This window comes from Streptomyces monomycini (assembly GCF_022271435.1).
GTDB lineage: Bacteria > Actinomycetota > Actinomycetes > Streptomycetales > Streptomycetaceae > Streptomyces > Streptomyces monomycini.
In genome coordinates, this window is sequence record NZ_JAFIQY010000003.1 from 221,554 (window position 1) to 241,412 (window position 19,859).

11 protein-coding genes are annotated in these 19,859 nt (G+C 70.4%); 7 read left to right on the forward strand and 4 right to left on the reverse strand.

Features of this window, described 5'->3' with window-relative positions:
- Positions 1-139: 139 nt before the first annotated feature.
- The 4 genes from JXZ78_RS05520 to JXZ78_RS05535 form a co-directional block, all read right to left on the reverse strand.
- Positions 140-4,138: an ABC transporter ATP-binding protein gene (locus JXZ78_RS05520; protein ID WP_033037326.1), complete on the reverse strand. Its 3,999-nt coding sequence runs from the start codon at positions 4,136-4,138 to the stop codon at positions 140-142.
- Between the two features lie 110 nt (positions 4,139-4,248).
- Complete coding sequence (locus JXZ78_RS05525; protein ID WP_030018917.1) at positions 4,249-5,559, reverse strand: esterase-like activity of phytase family protein; 1,311 nt, start codon at positions 5,557-5,559, stop codon at positions 4,249-4,251.
- 96 nt (positions 5,560-5,655) lie between these two features.
- Complete coding sequence (locus tag JXZ78_RS05530; RefSeq protein ID WP_275127511.1) at positions 5,656-7,320, reverse strand: penicillin-binding transpeptidase domain-containing protein; 1,665 nt, start codon at positions 7,318-7,320, stop codon at positions 5,656-5,658.
- 414 nt (positions 7,321-7,734) lie between these two features.
- The gene (locus tag JXZ78_RS05535; RefSeq protein ID WP_030018915.1) at positions 7,735-10,650 is read right to left on the reverse strand and encodes a discoidin domain-containing protein; all 2,916 of its coding nucleotides are present in this window, start codon (positions 10,648-10,650) and stop codon (positions 7,735-7,737) included.
- A gap of 205 nt (positions 10,651-10,855) precedes the next feature.
- On the opposite strand from JXZ78_RS05535, the gene JXZ78_RS05540 reads away from it, so the two are divergent.
- The 7 genes from JXZ78_RS05540 to JXZ78_RS05570 all read left to right on the forward strand — a co-directional run bounded on the left by JXZ78_RS05540 (position 10,856) and on the right by JXZ78_RS05570 (position 19,580).
- On the forward strand, positions 10,856-11,665 hold the full coding sequence (locus tag JXZ78_RS05540) for an ATP-binding cassette domain-containing protein (RefSeq protein WP_030018914.1): 810 nt from the start codon (positions 10,856-10,858) through the stop codon (positions 11,663-11,665).
- Positions 11,637-13,925, forward strand: a complete 2,289-nt coding sequence (locus tag JXZ78_RS05545) for a YhgE/Pip family protein (protein WP_030018913.1) — start codon at positions 11,637-11,639, stop codon at positions 13,923-13,925. Before JXZ78_RS05540 ends, JXZ78_RS05545 begins: the two co-directional genes overlap by 29 nt.
- Complete coding sequence (locus tag JXZ78_RS05550) at positions 13,922-14,614, forward strand: TetR/AcrR family transcriptional regulator (RefSeq protein ID WP_030018912.1); 693 nt, start codon at positions 13,922-13,924, stop codon at positions 14,612-14,614. The genes JXZ78_RS05545 and JXZ78_RS05550 overlap by 4 nt, the downstream gene beginning before the upstream one ends.
- Positions 14,615-14,734: 120 nt before the next feature.
- Positions 14,735-16,477, forward strand: coding sequence for an NAD-dependent malic enzyme (locus JXZ78_RS05555; RefSeq protein WP_030018911.1), 1,743 nt, complete (start codon positions 14,735-14,737; stop codon positions 16,475-16,477).
- A 555-nt stretch (positions 16,478-17,032) separates the two neighbouring features.
- The gene (locus JXZ78_RS05560; protein ID WP_030018910.1) at positions 17,033-17,956 is read left to right on the forward strand and encodes a nitroreductase/quinone reductase family protein; all 924 of its coding nucleotides are present in this window, start codon (positions 17,033-17,035) and stop codon (positions 17,954-17,956) included.
- A 688-nt stretch (positions 17,957-18,644) separates the two neighbouring features.
- Positions 18,645-18,905: an SUKH-4 family immunity protein gene (locus JXZ78_RS05565; RefSeq protein WP_063726045.1), complete on the forward strand. Its 261-nt coding sequence runs from the start codon at positions 18,645-18,647 to the stop codon at positions 18,903-18,905.
- A gap of 171 nt (positions 18,906-19,076) precedes the next feature.
- A complete protein-coding gene (locus JXZ78_RS05570) occupies positions 19,077-19,580 on the forward strand; it encodes a hypothetical protein (RefSeq protein WP_238782685.1) in 504 nt (167 codons plus the stop codon).
- Positions 19,581-19,859 lie beyond the last annotated feature (279 nt).

The following is a 19,859-nucleotide window of genomic DNA, read 5'->3' on the forward strand; positions in this document are numbered from 1 at the left end:
GGTCCCACCAGCCCCTTCTTTTCCGAGAGGAGCGGTGGTAGGGGGTCGCGCGGCCGACCGCCTGCCGCCTGCCGCCGACCGCCTGCCGCCTGCCGTCCGGCGCACGGCACCTCGGCGGACAGGGCGTCGCGGCGGGCGTTCAGGCCGCCACCGGCTCCTCCTCGCCCGTGAACGTGCGCCACAGTTCGGCGTAGCGGCCACCTCTGGCCAGAAGTTCGGCGTGGGTGCCGTCCTCGGCGACCCGGCCGTGGGCGAGGACCACGACCCGGTCGGCGCGGGCCGCGGTGGTCAGGCGGTGCGCCACGACGAGCGTCGTACGCCGTCCCGACAGCCGGTCCGTGGCCTCGTTGACTGCGGACTCGGTGGCCAGGTCGAGTGCGGCGGTGGCCTCGTCGAGCAACAGGATGTCGGGGTCGACGAGTTCGGCGCGGGCAAGCGCGAGCAGTTGGCGCTGGCCTGCGGAAAGGTTACGGCCGCGTTCGGCGACCTCGTGGAGGTAGCCGCCGTCCAGCCCGGCGATCATGTCGTGCGCGCCGACCGCCCGGGCCGCGGCCTCCACCTCGGCGTCGGTGGCGTCCGGCCGTCCGTACGCGATGGCGTCGCGCACCGTACCGGGGAACAGATAGGACTCCTGCGGTACGACGCCGAGGCGGTGCCGGTAGCCGGTGAGGTCGAGTTCGCGCAGGTCGGTACCGTCGACGCGGACCGTGCCGGCGGTCGGATCGTAGAACCGCGCCACCAGCTTGACCAGGGTGGACTTGCCCGCGCCGGTCTCACCGACGAAGGCGACGGTCTGCCCGGCGGGGATGGTCAGGTCGATGCCGGAGAGAGCTGTGACGGTGGAGCCGTCGGAGGCGGTAGAGACTTTAGAGCCCTCGGGGCTGTCAGAGCTGTTGGAACTGTCGGAGCTGTCGGAGCTGTCGGAGCTGCGTGAGGCTCCCGAGGCTTCGGTGACGGTTCCAGCCGCGGTTTCGGAGTCGGCACCCCCGTACCGGAAGTGCACGTCCTCGAAGGTGATCTCGCCGGCCAGCTCGCGCACCGCGCGCGGATTCTCGGCCTGGGGTGTGGTGGTCGGTTCGCGCAGCAGTTCCTGGATGCGGCCGAGCGAGACGGCGGCCTGCTGGTAGCCGTCGAAGACCTGCGAGAGCTGCTGTACGGGGGCGAAGAACAGGTCGATGTAGAGCAGGTACGCGACCAGCGCGCCCGCCGTGAGGGTGCCGTCGCCGACCCGGCCGGCGCCGACGATCAGAACGAGCGCCGCGGCGGCGGAGGACAGCAGCTGGACGAACGGGAAGTAGACCGAGATCAGGAACTGGCCGCGGACGCGGGCCGCGCGGTAGGCGTGGCTGCGTTCCGCGAACCGGTCGGCGCCGCTGCGCTCGCGGCGGAAGGCCTGCACGATCCGCAGTCCGGCGACGCTCTCCTGGAGGTCGCCGTTGACGACGCTGATGCGTTCGCGGGCGAGTTCGTACGCCTTCACGCTCTGCTTGCGGAAGAAGTACGTACCGATGACGAGCGGCGGGAGGGTGGCGAAGACGACCAGGGCCAGCTGGACGTCGATGACCAGGAGCGCGACGAGGATGCCGAAGAACGTCAGGACGGAGACGACGGCGGTGACCAGGCCGGTCTGCAGGAACGTGGACAGGGCGTCCACGTCCGTCGTCATCCGCGTCATGATCTTGCCGGTCAGTTCGCGCTCGTAGTAATCGAGGCCAAGGCGCTGGAGCTGCGCGAAGATTTTGACGCGCAGCGAGTAGAGGACGCGTTCGCCGGTGCGGCCGGTCATGCGGTTCGAGCCGATCTGGGCCGCCCACTGGACGAGTACGACGAACAGGGCGAGACCGGCGGCCGTCCAGACGCCCGCCAGTTGCGCGCGCCGTACGCCGTCGTCGATGCCGTGCCGGATGAGGACCGGAAGCAGCAGTCCGGCGACGGCGTCGACGGCGACCAGAGCGAGGGCGACGGCCAGCGGGCCGCCGAAACCGCGCAGGAGGCGGCGCAGACCGTAGGACTTCTCGGGGCGGGCGGCCCGCTCCTCGTCGATGTCGGGGGTGTCGGTCGCGGGCGGGAGGGCGGCGACCCGGGCGAGGAGTTCCGGGTCGGCGGACATGCCGGGCTCAGTGTCAGCTTCCGTCTCGGCGCGCTTCCACAAGTACGGAGTGATGCCGTTGACGCGGTGGTCGGGGGCCGCTGTGGGCGGAGCGACGGCGCCGGAATCCGCCGTGACCGGGCGTTCCAGCAAGCCGCTCGCCGCGGATTCACCGCCGAAGCCGGGGCGCCCCGGGCTGGTACCGCCCAGCTTGCCGGAACCTTCCAGCTCGTCAATCCCACCCGGCTCGTCGATCCCACCCGTCTCACCGGTACCGACCGGCTCACCGGTACCGCCCAGCTCCTCCGGGTCGGTCAGCAGTCGGCGGTACAGCTCGCAGCGGCTCTCCAGTTCCTCGCGCGTACCGATGTCGACCAGCCGGCCGCCGTCCAGGACGGCGACGCGGTCGGCGAGGGCGAGGGTGGAGGCGCGGTGGGCGATCAGCAGCGTCGTACGGCCCGCCATCACTCCGCGCAGGGCCTCGTGTATGTCGTGTTCGACGCGGGCGTCGACGGCGGAGGTCGCGTCGTCCAGGACCAGCAGTCGCGGGTCGGTGAGGATCGCGCGGGCCAGTGCGACGCGCTGGCGCTGGCCGCCGGAGAGGGTCAGGCCCTGTTCGCCGACCTCGGTGTCGTACCCGTCCGGCAGGGCGGATATGAAGCCGTCGGCCTGTGCGGCACGCGCGGCGATACGTATCTGCTCGTCGGTCGCGTCCGGAGTTCCGTAGGCGATGTTGTCGCGCAGGGAGTCGGAGAACAGGAAGCTGTTCTCCGGTACGAGGCCGATGGCCGCGCGCAGCGACGCGAGGCTCAGGTCGCGTACGTCGTGCCCGCCCACCAGGACCCGGCCCGCGGTCGCGTCGTAGAAGCGGGGCAGCAGCAGCGAGACGGTGGACTTGCCGCTGCCGGACGTACCGACGACGGCGACGGTCTCGCCTGGCTCGATACGCAGCGAGAAATCCTCCAGCACGGGCCGCCCGTTGCCGTAGCCGAAGGAGACCTGCTCGAACTCGACGGTGGCCGGCGCGTCGGCGGGGAGTTCCAGCGCGTCCTGGCGCTCTTCGATCATCGGCTCGGTGTCGACGAGCTCGAAGACGCGCTCCACGCCGGCCCGTGCCTGCTGCCCGACGGTCAGCATCATCGCGAGCATCCGCACGGGCGCGACGAGCTGCGCGAGATAGGTGGAGAAGGCGACGAAGGTGCCGAGGGTGATCTGCCCGTTGGTGGCCAGCCAGCCGCCGAGGGCCAGCATGGCGACCTGCCCGAGCGAGGGCACGGCCTGGAGGGCGGGGGTGTAGCGGGCGTTCATCCGTACGGTACGGAGCCGGCCGGCGAAGAGGCGGCGGCTGACCGTACGCAGCTTGCCGGTCTCCTGTTCCTCCTGGCCGAAGCCCTTGACGACGCGGACGCCGGAGACCGCGCCGTCGACGACGCCCGCGACCGCGGCGGCCTGGCCCTGCGCGTACCAGGTGGCGGGGTAGAGACGGTCGCGGCTGCGCTGGGCGATGAACCACAGCGCGGGGGCGACGGCCAGGGCGACGAGGGTGAGCAGCGGGGAGAGCACCACCATCACGACCAGCGAGATCGCGAAGAGCAGTACGTTCCCGATCATCATCGGCAGCATGAACAGCAGGCTCTGGATGAGCTGCAGATCGCTGGTGGCCCGGCCGACGACCTGGCCGGTGCTCAGTTCGTCCTGACGGTGCCCGTCCAGCCGCGCGATCGACCGGAACATCCGGGTGCGCAGGTCGTGCTGGACGTCGAGGGCCAGCCGTCCGCCGTAGTAGCGGCGTACGTACGTCAGCGCGTAGACGGCGAGCGCGGCGACGATCAGCAGCGTCGCCCACGGGGCGAGCGGACGGTCGTGGCTGACGATGACATCATCGATTATCAGCTTCGGAATGAGCGGGACGAGAGCCATCACGCCCATTCCGGCGAGTGACGAGCCGAGTGCGAGCAGTACGTCCTTCTTGTACTGCCAGCACAGGCGCGTCAGCCGCCGCGCCCAGCCGCCGCCTTTTTCCGATGGACCGCTCCGCGTCCCCGTCACGCGCTGCCTCCCGCGTCTCGTCGTTCACCAGGAGGCACCAACGCCGTGGGCAGCGGATTTCATCCCGCCGCAACGATCGGGAACGGGAAAACCTTTGACGCCGTCAACGGTCAGTGGCCGCCGGGCCGCACCGTCAGGCTGTACAGGCGGGTGATCTGCTTCGCGCTCTCGTTGTCGTCGCTGACCAGGAGGACGCGCACCCGTCCGCCGGGCGCGCGGCCGGTGATCGCCATGCCCTCGATGTTGTCCAGCAGCGGATTGGCCTGCGGCTGGTGCGCGGGGGCGCCCAGGGAAGGGCAGGCGCCGAGATCGGCGAGGAGCTTCTTGCGGGCGGGGCGTACGGCCTTGCCGCCCGGCAGCCCGCCGACGCCGCTGACGTCGCTCGCCCGGCGCGGGTCGGCGAGGTAGAGGCGGACCGTGTTGCCGACGCCGGCGGTGAAGCCGCGTTCCAGGACGAGCAGCCGGCCGTCGGGGAGCGCGGCGATCTCGGAGACGCCCAGTCCGGCGTCCACCGGGTACGCGTACTGCCGGCCCAGCCGGTACGGGGTGGGCCGGGAGCCGGAGCCCTGCCGCTGCCAGGTCTGGAAGCGCAGCAGGGGGCGGTTGGCGCTGTCCTTGCCGTCGCCGGTGAGCTGTCCTTCCATGGCGGCGGTCAGTGTGCCGCTGCCGGTTTCGAGCGTAAGGCCCTCGAAGGTCTGGTTGGACCGGGCGCGCCCGGCCGGCTCGACCTGGAGCGGCTTGGGGAGGGGCAGCCGCCCGAGGAGCGCGCCGGAACGGTCGTACCGTCGTACGGAAGGTTCCGTCTCGGACGAGACGAGGTAGCGCCCGCCCGGTTCGACGGCCAGGCCCTCGGCGTCGAGGGCGGCGCCCTTCTCGTCGGTGATCTTGGCTGCCCGTACCGGCCGGTGGCTCCGGCCGTCCAAGCCGATCAGTACGGAACGGTCGGAGAGGGCGGCGAGGGTGCCGTCGGTGTCGCGGGTGAGGGCGGAGAGGTTGCCCACGAAGGTGCCCTGGAAGGTGGTTTTGTCCAGGGCGTCGGAGTAGCGGTCGAGGGAGACGGACGGAGAGCAGGGGTGTCCGCCTGCGGCCGAGGAGCGGTCGTTCTGGCCCGAGGGGGCAGAGGAGCCCGAGAGGCCCGAGGAGTCCGAAGAGCCCGAAGAGGAGCCCGAGGAGTCCGAGGTCCGGCCGCCCGTGGTTGAAGGGTGACCACCGCTCTTGTCCGTACGTGCCGACGCGGCGGACGCGCCCGGTCCCGCGGCGGACGAGTCGGTCCGGCCGGCGGTGGCCGAGGCGGCCGAGTCCGCGGCGGTCGATGCCGCCCGGTCCGGGTCCGCCGCCGGTGCCCCCTCGGCGCACGCCGTGAGACAGCCGGCGGCCAGCACTGCTGCGGTGACACGGACAACCGCGGAACGTACGCGCACGAGGGGTCCTCCCGTTCGTCGACGCCCGGGGGCAGGCGTGCCCCCGGGATGCGGGCAGGCCCCGACGCGGGCACGCCCCAGTGTCGACCCTTCCCCTCAGCGGCGCGCCGCGAGCACCCTTCGGACAATCGGGCCCGCCGCGTCGCCGCCGTGACCACCCTGCTGGACGACCGCGGCCGCCGCGGCGTCGTTGCGGTAACCGAGGAACCAACTGTTGGCGTCGCCCTGGCCGTCGGCCTCCGCCGAACCGGTCTTCGCGCCGATGTCGCCGCTGAGTCCGGCCATCGCCCGCGCGCCGGTGCCGCTCACGGCCGTACGCCGCATCATGGCCCGCAGTTGCGCGGCGACCGAGGGAGGAAGCGCGCGGCTCGCGTGGGCGACCGGCCGGCCGTCCAGTTCCGGCGAGACCAGGACGGGCTGGGAGAAGTACCCGGCCTTGGCGGTGGCGGCCACGGACGCCATGTTCAGCGGGTTGGCCTGGACGCGGCCCTGGCCGATGAGCGCCGCCGGGGTGTCCGCGCCGTCGCTCTGCGGCACGCTGCCGTCGAACGTCGGAATCCCGGCCTTCCAGTCCTTGCCGAGTCCGAAGACTTCCTGCGCTTCGTTGCTCAGGTCCGTGCCCGAGAGGCGGTCGGCCAGGCCGATGAAGGCGGTGTTGCAGGAGCGCGCGAAACTGTCGGAGAACGTGCCGCCGCTGATCGCGAACATGCCCTGGTTGTGGAACGAGCGCCCGCCCGCCGAGGCGTACTTCGGGCACTCCACGCTCTTGCCCGCGGAGACCAGGCCCTTCTCCATCAGCATCGCGGCCGTGACGACCTTCATCGTGGAGCCGGGCGCCAGCCGTCCCTGGAAGGCCGCGTTGAACTGGTCCGTACGGTGATTGGCCACCGCGAGGATGTCTCCGCTGCCCGGCTTGACCACGACGACCGACGCCTGGCGGTAGTCCTTGACCGCCGCTTCGGCCGCGCGCTGCACGTTCACGTCCAGCGTCGTGCGCAGCGTTCCTTCGCGGCCCTTGACGATGGTGTGCAGCGTCTTGCCCGGCTCGCCGCTTTCGCTCGTCACGCGTACTTCGATGCCCTGGACGCCGCCCGCCTTCTCCCCGTAGCTCTCCCGGAGGGCGGGCAGGACGGCGCCGAGCGAGGGGAGGGCCTCGGCGTCCAGTTCCGCGCCGTTACGGTCGACCGCCTTGACGGGCGGCGCGCCGCCGGAGCCGGTCTGCAGGCTCTCGCCGCGGTGCAGGGCCGGGTGGACCACGGTGGGCTGCCAGTCGACGAGCGCCTTGCCGGTGGTCTTGCCGCGTACGACGCGCAGCGCGGAATCGTACGACCAGGTGGCGTGCTCCGGTCCGCCCTTGCCCTCGGCCTCTGCCTTGTCCTCGGCCGTGTCCTCGTCCTTGCTCTCGGCCTTGCCCTTGTCCTTGTCCTTGCCTACCGAGAGTTCGGCGGTGACGTGGAAGGGGACTTTCGCACCGTCGCTCCGGCCGGCCTCGAAGGTCACCTTCGACACCCGGGCCTCGTCGTGGAAGCCGGTCAGCGCCTGGCGTGCGCCCTCGGCGTTGTCGGTGAGGAGGGCGGCGGACTCGGTATCACCCTTGCTCCAGGCCGCGAGAAAGTCGCGCGCGGTGTCGCGTATTTCTTCCTCGCTCGGTGGGCCGGTCTGTCTGGAGGCGGTCGTACCGGCCGCTGTCCCGGACGTGCCGGAGTTGTCGGAGAACGCCTCGTAGACGTTGTACGCGCCCACGCCGGCCACACCCACCATCGCGGCGAAGACCCCGCCGACCACATACTTCACACCCGTACGCACAGTTCCCCTCCCAGGTCAGACACACCGTGCGTGTCCGGACACTATGTGACGGAAGCGGTCACAGATGTCTCGTTCAGGGGACGGATTGGTCACTTTCGGTCCAGACCAATGGCCCAGATCGATGCCTCAAATCGATGCCTCAGGTCAGTGGCCCAGGCCAGTGCCCCAGACCAGTGCCCCAGAGCAGCGACCAGAGCCCACTCGACCAGCGATCCGGCCAGCGATCCGCCCAGCGATCCGCCCAGCGACCGAATCATTGACTGCGTCAAAGAAAAACGGCCCGGATCGCCGCGTCACCGATACGTCATCTACGTCATCGACACGCCGTCGATCCGGGCCGTTCCGCGGGAGGGCCTGAACCGCTCTGGGCTACTCCCCCGCCACCGGCCCCGCGGCCTTCTGTACCGTCAGCTCCGCGAGCCCTGGGCGCCGGCCGTCCTTCGCCGCGTCGGCACCGTGCACCGTGAGCCGTACGTAGCGGGCCGTCGTACGCCCGTCGTACCCGGTGCCGTACCAGTGCTTGCCGTCGGTCGAGACCTGCGCCACGTACGAGGCGGGCTCACCGCCCTTCCAGTGCGGGGAGATTTGCCCGATCCGTGACGACTTACCGAGGTCGACGGTCAGGGTGCCGTCGGGACCGTCCGGCGTCCAGGAGGTGGCCGCGTTGCCGTCCACCGCGGCGCCCGCGTACATACCGGGCTCCTCCGAGGTGGCTCGCGCCGTGGCGCACCGGGCCGCGTTGTCCGTAGCCGCGAGGTCGGGGCGCCGGGTCTTGAGCGTCAGTGGTACGCCACGACTCACCACCCGCTCCCCCTCCGGCGCCTCGACGCGCATCGGCGCGCCCGCTGTCAGCCGTACCGTCGTGCTGTGCGCGCCGATCTCCACGTCGTACGTGCGTCCCTGCCAGCGCAGCCCGCGCAGCGTGACGCCGTCGGACAGCTGCGGCGGCAGCGTCGGGTCCAGGTGGACCCGGTCCTCGCGCATCCGCATTCCGGTCAGCCCGTTGGTGAAGGTCTGCAGGAAACCGCCCTTGCCGGTGAGGAAGTCCTGCGCGGGTGATCCGGCGTGCGGGTCGCCCGCGCCGGCCTTGTCGCCGCGCGCTTCGGAGAACTGGTGGAAGGCGCCGCGTACGAACGGCTTGATGGAACGCATCATGTACGTGTACGTCGAGCAGCCCGGCTCACCGGCTCCGGCGGCGGCGACGGCGTGCACCGAGTCGGTCATGGCCGGGCCGTCCGGGTCGGTGAGGCCGGCGTAGTGGTCGAGCGTGCCGACCCTGGCCCGCTGCGACATCGGCCATTCCAGCGGGTACATGAGCAGGACGGTGTCGGCCTGCTTGATCATCGTGTTCTTGTAGCCGTCGTACTGCTGGAAGACGTCGTTCTTCGCGTCGTACGGGATGCGGATGCGGTCGGCGATGTCCTTCCACGCGGCGGGGGCGGACTCGCCGAGGAGCGCGGCGGTGCGTCCGGCGTTGCGCAGCGCGGTGACCGCGCCGGCGTTGGTGAAGACGCCGTCGTCCACGCCGTTGCTGTACTCGTCCGGACCGGCGACGTTTTTGATCGAGTAGCTGCCGTCGGCGTTACGGGTGACGCGCGAGGCCCAGAATTCCGCGATGCCCTTCAGCACCGGCCAGCCGCGTTCGCGCAGCCAGGTGATGTCCTTGGTGGCGAGGTAGTACTGCCAGGCGGCCAGGGACACGTCGCCCATCAGATGGTTCTGCGTCTTGCAGTGCGGCGGATCCCAGCTGTGGCACTCGTTCCAGAGGTCGCCCTTGCTGCCGCTGGTCCACGGGTAGAACAGGCCCTTGTAGCCCAGCTTCTTCGCGTTGGCGGCGGCTCCGGCCCGGGTCTTGTAGCGGTAGTCCACGACGGACTTGGCCAGGTCGGGGTGGGCGGCCAGGAGTCCCGGGTACATCCAGGTCTCGGCGTCCCAGAAGATTTCGCCCGCGTAGTTGTCGCTGGTCAGTCCGGCCGGGCTGATGCTGTCGCTGCTGCCGGGACGGGTGCTGGACAGCAGGCCGTACTGTGCCGCGCGCACCCACGCCTGTAGGTCGCGTTGTCCGCGTCCCTTCACTTCTACATCGCTGCGCCACAGTTTCCGCCAGGCGGCGGCGTGCTTGCGGTACAGGGCGTCCCAGCCTTGGTCCGCGGCCCGCTGCGCGGCGGCGGTCGCGGCAGCGCGCGGAGTGCGGGAGGTGAGGGCCGTGTCGACACCGACGTACTTGGCCAGCTCGTAGGAGCGCCCGGCCCGTACGGGGAACGTCACGCTCTGCTGATTGCTCAAGTCCTTGGCCGCGCCCGCGTCTCCGCCCGCGCCCTTCCGCGCGCCCTCGCGCCGTGTCGTCGTTTGCTGCGCGTTCACGTCCTGCGGGCGGACCTGAGAGCCGGGGCGCAGGGCCGAGGCGATGGCGCCGTCCGTCTTCGTACCGTCCGTACGGAAGGTGACGTCCATCGTGCGGCCGCCCGGCCGCGCACCGCCGCCGGTCTGCTTCATACGGCGCGCGCCGCGTCCGTCGAGACGGTCGGTGACGGTGGCCCGGCCGCCCCAGTGCGGCGTCATGCGCAGCCGTACGGCGCCGGTGTGGGCGCTGGTGCGGTCCGCGAGTACGTCGTACACGAGGTCGGTGACACGGCCGTCGGCGGCCGTCCAGGTCAGTGACGTACGGACCAGGCCGCAGCGGATGAACTGCGTCTGGCGGTAGTTCGAGATGCGGCCCGCCGGGGTCGCGGAGTCGAAGGTCTGCGGGCGGTCGCCGGCGGCGGCGGTGACGTCGAGGCCGGTCCACGTCGGGAGCGCGGCGACGGCCTGGCGGCCCTTCAGGTTCTCCGGGCCGCGTGCGTAGAGGCCGGAGACGAAGGAACCGTCGTAGCGCGGCGTCTTCAGCGGCCAGCCGGTCGTCTCGCCGGGGGCCGTGTAGCCGGTGCCGTTGGGGGCTATCCGCTGGCCGAGGTAGCCGTTGCCGACGAAGGCGTGGTGGCCGTCCTTGGGGTCGATACGGGTGGCGGTGGGCGTCCAGCCGTCGCCGTCGTCCGTGGCGGAACGTTTCCCCTCGGAGGGCCGCGCGCTGGAACGTTCCAGATCCCGCGGGGCGCAGGAGGCGCTGGACGGCTGGGCGGGCAGGGCGGGCCCGGCGGCCTGTGCCGCCGCTGCCGCCGAAGCGCCCGAAGCCGAAGTGGATGCCGGATCGGATGCAGGAGTGGTCGCCGACGCCGACGCCGGTGGCAGCGTCGTGACGAGGGCCCCCGCGAGGAGCGGGGCGATCAGTTTGGCCGAGTGAGTCATCGGTCTCCGTCGCAAGTGTCCAACCGGTGCTGCCGTGCGCTCAGCACCACGGACCACACCGAGAACATCACCAACAAACGCCCCAAAAGCATCGGAGCGCCCCACCCGCCACATGACGGAGTTCACAGGATCGCGCGCTGATTGGTCAATAGCCCACTCCATACGGCACACTTTTAGACTGACCAGTCAGAACAAAGGAGGGGCCGTGGACACCACCCGCCAGGGGGCGGCGGTCAACGCCAGGGGAATCGGAGTGAAAGGCCCGCGGGGGTGGGCGTTCAGAGACGTCCACCTCACCGCGGACCCGGGTGCGCTGATCGCCGTCGAGGGCCCTTCGGGCTCCGGCCGCACGTGTCTCCTGCTGGCGCTCACCGGCCGCATGAAGATCGCCGAGGGCCACGCGACGGTCGCCGGCTTCCCCCTCCCCAAGCGCATGGGTACGGTGCGCAGCCTCACCGCCATCGCGCACGTCCCCGGGATCGCCGACCTGGAACCGGCCCTGACCGCCGGGGAACACCTGGAGGAGCAGGCCCTGTTGGGCCACCGGATGGCCGGTTCGCTCGGCGCCCGGCTGCCCTGGGGCCGCCGCTACAAGGAGGCGACGCGGGCCCGCATCGAGGCCGCGCTCGCCGCCGTCGGCCTCGACCCCGCCACCCTGCCCAAGGGACTGCGCACCGCCGTACGGGACCTGGAACGCATCGAAGCGCTGCGGCTCTCGCTCGCGCTGGCCGTCATGCACGGCCCGCGGCTGGTGGCCGTCGACGACGTCGACCTCAAACTCTCCGAGGACGAGCGTTCGCAGGCCTGGCAGATGCTGCGGGACCTGGCCCTGCACGGCACGACGGTGGTGGCGGCGGCCAGCACCGCCCCGCGCGACGCGCTCGTCGTACGGACCGCACCCGCGGCCGCCGGATCCGCCTCCCCCGCCCCCACTTCGACCACCGGCACGGCCGGTACGACCGACATCCACGAGGAGGAAGCAGCCCATGCGCTCGCCGAAGCTCGCCGCGCTTGAGCTCAAGCGCTTCGGCAGGGGCAAGCTCCCCCGGCTGGGCCTCGTCGCCCTGATGCTGATCCCGCTGCTGTACGGCGCGCTCTACCTGTGCTCGTTCTGGGATCCGTACTCGAACCTGGACAAGATCCCGGTCGCGCTCGTCAACGACGACCAGGGCGCCACCGCCGCCGGCAAGAAGGTCCAGGCCGGCGACGAGCTCGTCAAGAACGTCAAGGACAGCAAGACGTTCAACTGGGAGGAGGTCAGCTCCGCCGACGCCGAGAAGGGCGTCGAGAACGGTACGTACTACCTCTCCCTGACGGTTCCGAAGGACTTCAGCGAGCGGATCGCCTCCAGCTCCGGCGACCACCCGGAGACGGGCGCGCTCCAGGTCCGTACGAACGACGCGAACAACTACATCGTCGGCTCGATCTCCAAGACGATCTTCTCGGAGATCCGCGCGAAGACCTCGGCGAAGTCGTCGCGGGAGTTCTTCGACAAGATCTTCGTGTCGTTCTCGGATCTGCACGACCAGACCGCGAAGGCCGCGGACGGCGCCACCAAGCTCGACGACGGCCTGGGCAAGGCCAAGGACGGCACGGACAAGCTCGCCGACGGCCTCGGCACGGCCAAGGACAAGAATGGTGAGCTGACGGACGGGCTCGGGGAGCTGGGCAAGGGCGCGGGGACGCTGCGCGACAAGTCCGGTGAGCTGAGCCAGGGCGCGGGTGCCGTGAACAAGGGCGCCAGGGACCTCAACTCGGGCCTCGCCACCGCCCAGGCGAAGGGCAAGCAGCTCAGCGACGGCGCCGGCCGGGTGGCCGCGGGCACCAAGCAGCTCGCCGACAAGGTCAACGGCATCGCCAAGCAGGACCTGCCGTTCCTGAAGGCGCACAGCAAGGAGATCGCCGACAAGGCGCGCGTCGTCGCCGACCTCAGCAAGGCTCTCAACGACGACCTCGGCAAACTGCCGGGGAACTCCGCCAAGGCTGCCGCCGAGACACGGAAGAACGCCGAGGACGCCAAGTCCCTCTACCAGGAGAGCTGCGGCGGCGCCTCCGCCGACAAGGCCGACTGCGCGAAGCTGAAGGGCATCGCGGCAGGCACCGCACTCGCCGCCGACGCGGCGGAGAAGGTTGACGGAGTCATAGGAAAGCTGGACCTCCAGCACCTCCGTACGCAGCTCGGCGAACTGCACAAGGGTGCCGAACTGGTAGCCGACAAGGCCCCGGGCATCGCCGGCAATGCGGAAAAGGCGATCGGCCAGATCAACGAACTCAACGCCGGTGCCCAGAAGATCTCCCAGGGGGCCGGGCAGTTCGTCCAGGGCATCAACGCGCTCGCCGACGGCAGCGGCAAGGTGGCGGACGGTACAGGCAAGATCGCCGACGGCAACGGAAAGCTCGCCAACGGCGCCGGTCAGCTGCACGACAAGCTCGGCGACGCCAAGAACGGCTCCGGAAAGATCGGCGACGGTCTCGGCCAGCTGGAGGACGGCGCGCTCGACCTCAAGGGCGGCGTCTACAAGCTCAAGGACGGCTCCAACCAGCTCGCCGGCGGCCTGAACAGCGGCGTGGACAAGATCCCGGACTACGACAAGAAGGACCGCGACGCCCGTACCGACGTCATGTCGAACCCGGTCGAGCTGGCCTCGAAGTCGATGCACAAGGCGCCCAACTACGGCACCGGACTCGCCCCGTACTTCATCCCGCTGTCCCTGTGGGTCGGCGCGATGGTCGCTTACATGCTGCTCGCACCGCTCGGCAAGCGCGCGCTCGCCGCGGGGGCGCCGGGCTGGCGGATCGCGCTGGGGTCCTGGCTGCCGGCCTTCGCCATCGGTGTCGTCCAGGTGCTGGCCCTGATGGCCGTACTGCACTGGGGCCTCGGCCTGGAGATGGAACGCGCGGGGGCCACCATCGGCTTCCTGCTGCTGGCGACGGCCGCGTTCACCGCCATCATCCAGTTCTTCGGCGCACAGTTCGGTCCGGCGGGCCGCGTACTGACCCTCGTCGTGCTGATGCTCCAGCTGACGTCGGCGGGCGGTACGTACCCGGTGCAGACCAGCCCCGGCTTCTTCGGCGCGATCCACCCGTTCCTGCCGATGAGTTACGTGGTGGACGGCCTGCGCCGGCTCATCACCGGCGGTGACCTGGGGATCGTGTGGCAGGGCTCGATCGTCCTGGCCGTGTTCACGGTCGCCGCGCTCGCGCTCACGTCGCTGACGGCGCGCAGCCGGCAGGTCGTACGGATGAAGGACCTGCACCCGGAACTGAGCCTGTGAGCGTGCGCACCGAGCACCGGGGCAGGCACGGGGACGGCGCCGTTCGCGGCGCCGCCCCCGGCGCCGGCGCCCCGGCCCACGGGCCCCGCCGCGGCGCCACCCGGCGCAAGCTGTTCGACGCCGCGGTCACCCTCATCGCCGAACAGGGCTTCTCCGCCACCACGGTGGACGAGATCGCCGAACGCGCCGGCGTCGCCAAGGGAACGGTCTACTACAACTTCGCCAGCAAGAACGTCCTCTACGAGGAGCTGCTGCGCGACGGTGTCGACCTGCTCGCCGCCTCCCTCCGGGACGCCGCCGACCGGGCGGTACGGGTGGACGGCGGCACCCGGGTCGACGCGCTGGACGCGATGATCCGGGCGGGCCTGGACTTCATCGCCGGCTCGCCCTCCCTCACCCAGCTGTACGTGGCGGAACTCTGGCGTACGAACCGGGTCTGGCAGCCGACCTTGCAGTCCGTACGGGGCCGGGCGGTCGCCGTCGTCGAGGACGTGCTGCGGGACGCCGTCGATGTCGGTGAGCTGACCGAGGAACTCGACGTCCCGCTGACGGCCTCCGCGCTCCTCGGCATGGTGCTCGTCGCGGCGCTGGACTGGCTGTCGTTCCAGCCGCACCGCTCGGTGGAGGACGTGCACTCCTCCCTGTCGCGGCTGCTGCAGGGCCGCGTCAGCCCCATCCGCCCGGACTGACGACGGAACCGCACCCACGCAGGTCAGAGCCCCGTTCCCGTATCCACCGGATGCGCGGACGGGGCTCTCGCGTGAGACTGGCCGGGCAGGCGGCAGACGAGCGCCGGAGAGTGCGTACGTATGAGCAGACAGCCGCGGCTCCCGTGGGTGATGAACGATCCCCTGGCCCATCGCGGGACCGCCTTCACCGCCGCCGAACGCGACCGCCTCGGCCTCGTCGGCCGGCTGCCCGACGCGGTTCTCACACTGGAACAGCAGGCGCGGCGCGCGTACGAGCAGCTGCGCCGTCAGCCCGACGACCTGGCCGCGTACATCCATCTGGAGCAGTTGCACGACCGCAACGAGGTTCTCTACTACCGACTGCTCACCGAACACCTCGCCGAGCTGCTGCCCATCGTCTACGACCCGACCGTGGGCGAGGCGGTCAAGACGTACAGCCACGAGTACCGGCGCCCGCGCGGCGTCTTTCTCTCCATCGACCGGCCTCAGGATCTGCGCCGCTCCTTCGAAGTGCTGGAACTCGCGCCGGACGAGGTGGACCTGGTGGTCGTCACCGACGCCGAGCAGATCCTCGGCATCGGCGACTGGGGCGTGCACGGCATCCAGATCGCGGTGGGCAAGCTGGCGGTGTACACGGCCGCCGCGGGTATCGACCCCGCGCGCTGCCTGCCGGTGATCCTGGACGTCGGCACGGACAACGAGACGCTGCTCAACGACCCGCTGTACCTCGGCGTACGGCACAGCCGGACGCGCGGCGCACGCTACGACGCCTTCGTCGCCGCGTACCTGGACACGGTCTCGACGCTGTACCCGGACGCGCTGTTGCACTTCGAGGACTTCGGCGCGGGCAACGCGCGGCGCTTCCTGGAGCGGTACGGCGAGCGCTACCGCATGTTCAACGACGACATGCAGGGCACCGGCGCCATCACGCTCGCCGCCGTCCGGTCCGCGCTCGATGTCACCGGCGTGCCGTTCCGCGAGCAGCGTGTCGTGGTGTTCGGAGCTGGGACAGCCGGCGTCGGCATCGCCGACCAGCTCCGTGAGGCGATGGTCCGCGACGGCCTGGACGGCGACGAGGCGACCCGCCGCATCTGGCTCGTCGACCGGCCGGGACTGTTGATCGACGACATGGACGGGCTGCGCGACTATCAGCGCGGCTACGCCCGGCCCAGAGGGGAGGTCGAGAAGTGGGGGGAGGCTGGGAAACGGGGGGCAGGCGAGAACGGGGAGGACGACGGTGGTGATGCGCGGAATCGCGGCGCCGGGCGGGACGGCATCGATCTGCTGACGGCCGTACGGAACGTGCGCCCGACCGTTCTGATCGGCACCTCGACCGTACGCGGTGCCTTTACCCGGCAGATCGTGCGGGAAATGGCGGAGCACGTCGAACGGCCCGTCATCTTCCCGCTCTCCAACCCGACCGAGAAGATCGAGGCGATGCCGGCGGACCTGCTGCGCTGGACCGACGGCAAGGCTCTGACGACGGCCGGCATCCCGGTGGACCCGGTGGAGATCGACGGCGTCCGGCACGTCATCGGCCAGGCCAACAACGCTCTCGTCTACCCGGGGCTCGGGCTGGGCGTCGTGGTCTCGCGCGCCGAGCGGCTGACACCCGGGATGCTGCTGGCCGCCGCGGACGCGGTCGCCGGGCAGGTCGACGGGGGTACCGGCGGCGGTCCGGGAGCGCCGCTGCTGCCGCAGGTGGAGAATCTGCGGGCTTCTTCGGCCGCCGTCGCGGTCGCGGTGGTACGGGCGGCCGTCGGCGAAGGAGTCGCGCGCGTGGCTCCCGACGATGTCGTCCAGGCGGTGCAGGACGCGATGTGGCAGCCGGAGTACGGGGACGCGCCGACGTCACCCGGTTGACGAGCCGTCGGCCGCTGGGTCTAATAGGAATGCGTGTGCGCGTGACGTCGGCCAAAGAGCAGTGGGCCGGCCGGCAGTCGGGCGACACACCTTTTCTCCAGGGACGACGCCATGAGTTCATACTCCACGGGCTGAGCCTGACATCGGCGCGCCGAGTGCGCGCGGGGCGGCGTATCGCGTGATCGCGTGCCCGGGCTGGTTTCTGGTTCCCTGGCTTTTGATTTCCTGGATTCAGATTTTCCTGCTTCGGGTATCCGGTTCCGGTTTCCGATTCTTGGTCGCTCTTGGTCTCTCTTGGCCTCTCGCGGTCTCTGCGTTCCGGTCCCGGTGTTCCGGGCTCGGTGCTCTGCGTACGCCTACGACGTAGAGCGCGTGTCATTCATGACACGTAACCGGTGGCCTCCCCGAACGAGGCCGCGCGCGGCGGCTGCCGTACGCCGTAAGCGTGCGTACGCGCTCCCCCGCATCCCCATTCCTCCCCCCCTCCCCTCCCCCTTCCCTTCACCCCCTCCTCTCTTTCTTCACCCCTTTCACTTTTCGGAGAGCGACACCAGCATGTCTCAGTCCTTCAACCAATCGGTCATCACCGAGTTCAGGGCCAACGGTGGAAAAGTCGGTGGCCCGTTCGAGGGCAGTGACCTTCTTCTGTTGACCACCACCGGCGCCGTGTCCGGAAAGCCGCACACCGTGCTCCTCGGGTGCGTCCGCGACGACGGCCTGCTGCTCGTCGTCGGGTCGAATCTCGGGGCACCGGAGCATCCCGACTGGTACCGCAATCTGCTCGCGCATCCGCAGGTGCGGGTGGAGTTCGGTACCGAGGCGTTCGAGGCGATCGCGGTCCCTGCCGAAGGCGAGCGCCGCGACCGGATGTTCGCACAGGTGGTGCGCGTGGCTCCCGGATACGGCGACTATCAGGCGGCAACGTCCCGCACGCTGCCGGTCGTGGTGCTGGAGCCCGCCGAGCCCGAGTACACGGAAGCGGACGGAGAGAATCCGGCCGCCGTCACCTCTCTCGCCGACAAGCTCGTACAGGTGCATACGTGGCTGCGCGCGCAGTTGCGGCACGTACGCGACGAGGCCGAAGCTCATCTCGCGGCGCGGGCTGCTCATCGGGGGCCCGGGGCGCCGCCGGCCCCGGGGCTCGGGCTGCAGATCCGGCAGCACTGCCTGGCGTTCTGCCAGAGCCTGGAATTCCACCACACCGGCGAGGACGCGCACATATTCCCGGCCGTCGCCCACCACCACCCCGAACTGCGCCCCGCCCTGGACCGGCTCCAGGAGGAACACCGCGCCATCGCCCGTATCCAGAACGATCTGCTGACTCTTCTGGCGGACATCGGCACCTCCGACCCGACACGTTTCCTCACCGATCTGGAGAACATGTCCGCGGAATTGCGGGGCCACCTCGCCTATGAAGAAGAGCAGTTGATCCCGGCGCTGGCCGACGTACCGTGGCCGCCGCCCGCACCAGCACCGTAAGCGGCCAGGGCGTACAGGGCCGACGAGGCGGGTGGGGTCCGCGCGACGATGCACGGCCGCGGTCATGTCCGAACTGGTCGCCGCACAGCGCGACCTGCTGCTCATCGAGAACTGGTCGAACCGGCCGCGGCGCATTCCGGAAGGAGTCGCCGTCCGGACGATCGTCACGGCGGAGGCACAGGTAGCGCTGCCCGCGGACCATCCGCTCGCCGGGCGGCCCGTCCTGCGCCTCGCCGACCTCGGGGGCGTTCCGTGGGCGGCGTGTCCGCCGGGGGCCGAGCCGCGCGAAGTTGCGGTGCGTGCCGACGGACCCGCCGCTGCGTCGCCGCCATGTGCAGGCGGCCTGGCGCCGTCGCGCGGAGTCTCCGCCCGTCCGCGCCCGCCTCGGCGTTCTCACGCAGGCGTCCCGCTCGGAGGATTCGGCCACCCTGATGAAAGTCGCCCCCGAGGAGAACCGCACGGCCGGGCGCGACGTGGGTTAAGTTGACCACCGCTGACGCAAACCTTGGCATGATCACCGGCAGAACCCCTGCCGAAGGAGGGGCAATTCATGGCAGAGTCCGACATCCCGGGCCATGTTTCCGGCCAGCCGCCCACACCTCCCCTTCCTCCGCCGCCTCCGCCCCCGCCGCACCCGGGTACGGCGGACGACGGACCACGACCGGTGCCGACGACGCCCGAGGAAGCGATGGAAATCAGCCGCCGCTACTTCCCTGAAGTCGGCTCGCCCGGCGAACCGTCCGGCCTTTTCGTCCACGAATTCGACGTCGGCTACCTGGTACGCGCGAGCTGGCCGGCTCCGGCGGACCCGCAGGCGCCACCGGCCGACCCCGGCGGCAGCAATGTGGTGATCTCCAAGGTCAACGGCGATGTGACCCACCTGCCGAACCATCCGCCGGAGGAAGCGGTGAAGATCTACCACCGCTGGTACCGGCCCAGTACGTCCTGATACGGGACCACTTGAGACGTCCGGGCGGTTGACCCGGGAGTGTGAGTTGCGCCGGTGGCACCTCAGCGTCGCACCGATGTCCACTCTCGTCCCGAGGGTTGGCAACATCTAGACTTTGGCATGAACATCTCTTTGTGCATCAGGTGACGGCACGGACAACACGGGGGCGTTGTGGGAGCTGGCGGATTCCAGACCGAGGTGGAGTCGCTGAAGACGGAGGGCACCAACTTCGTCAAGCTGGGCGAGGATTTCCAGAGCTCGGTCAAGCGGCTGATGGACGGGTTGAGTGCGCTGGGCGCCGGACCGCCCGGGACACCGCCGGCGGGCGGCAGCCAGAAAGAGCCGGAAAAGTCGTTCGGTGAGCAGTTCGTCAGCGGGCTGACCACGTTCGACAGCAAGGCCGGGGCGCCACCGTGGGGCGACGACGAGATCGGCGAGAAGTTCGGTGTCGTCTACGAGGGCGTACGCGACGGTATGTACGAGTCGATGGGCCACCTGTCGTCAAAGCTCGAAGAAATCGGCAAGGCGCTGAGCTCCATGTCCAAGCACTACGCGGAGGGCGAGGACTTCAGTGACTCGCTGATCAAGCAGCACGTACCGAACGAGCAGGGCTGGTCGGACCCGCTCGCCGCCCCGAAGGTCAGCGCACGGCTGGACGGGCCCGCGCATCACTGAACCGAGGGGCGCGCCGTTGAGCCGGGGCGGCGGGTTCGCGCGGCGATGAGTTCGGGGCCGGCGGCTGATCGGAGCCGGTGCCATCTTCAAGCCGCTCGTTGCCTCAGGTGAATGATCGATTATCCCGCAGACAGTCGATTCTTGGCGTTCGTCGCTCCAGGCCGTACGCAGCGTCCGGCCGGCCCCGCACACGCAGCGCCGGTGCGGGAGCCCTGGGGGCTCCTGGTTGCCTGCCGATCCTGAGCGTGTGCAGGCCACCGCGCAACCGCCGTCACTTTC

Bases quoted from the DNA above. Each gene is read 5' to 3' on its own strand.
- JXZ78_RS05565 (WP_063726045.1), top strand. From the start codon at position 18,645: ATGGAAATCAGCCGCCGCTACTTCCCTGAAGTCGGCTCGCCCGGCGAA.
- JXZ78_RS05555 (WP_030018911.1), top strand. From the start codon at position 14,735: ATGAGCAGACAGCCGCGGCTCCCGTGGGTGATGAACGATCCCCTGGCC.
- JXZ78_RS05530 (WP_275127511.1), bottom strand. From the start codon at position 7,320: ATGGTGGGTGTGGCCGGCGTGGGCGCGTACAACGTCTACGAGGCGTTC.
- JXZ78_RS05535 (WP_030018915.1), bottom strand. From the start codon at position 10,650: ATGACTCACTCGGCCAAACTGATCGCCCCGCTCCTCGCGGGGGCCCTC.
- JXZ78_RS05560 (WP_030018910.1), top strand. From the start codon at position 17,033: ATGTCTCAGTCCTTCAACCAATCGGTCATCACCGAGTTCAGGGCCAAC.
- JXZ78_RS05545 (WP_030018913.1), top strand. From the start codon at position 11,637: ATGCGCTCGCCGAAGCTCGCCGCGCTTGAGCTCAAGCGCTTCGGCAGG.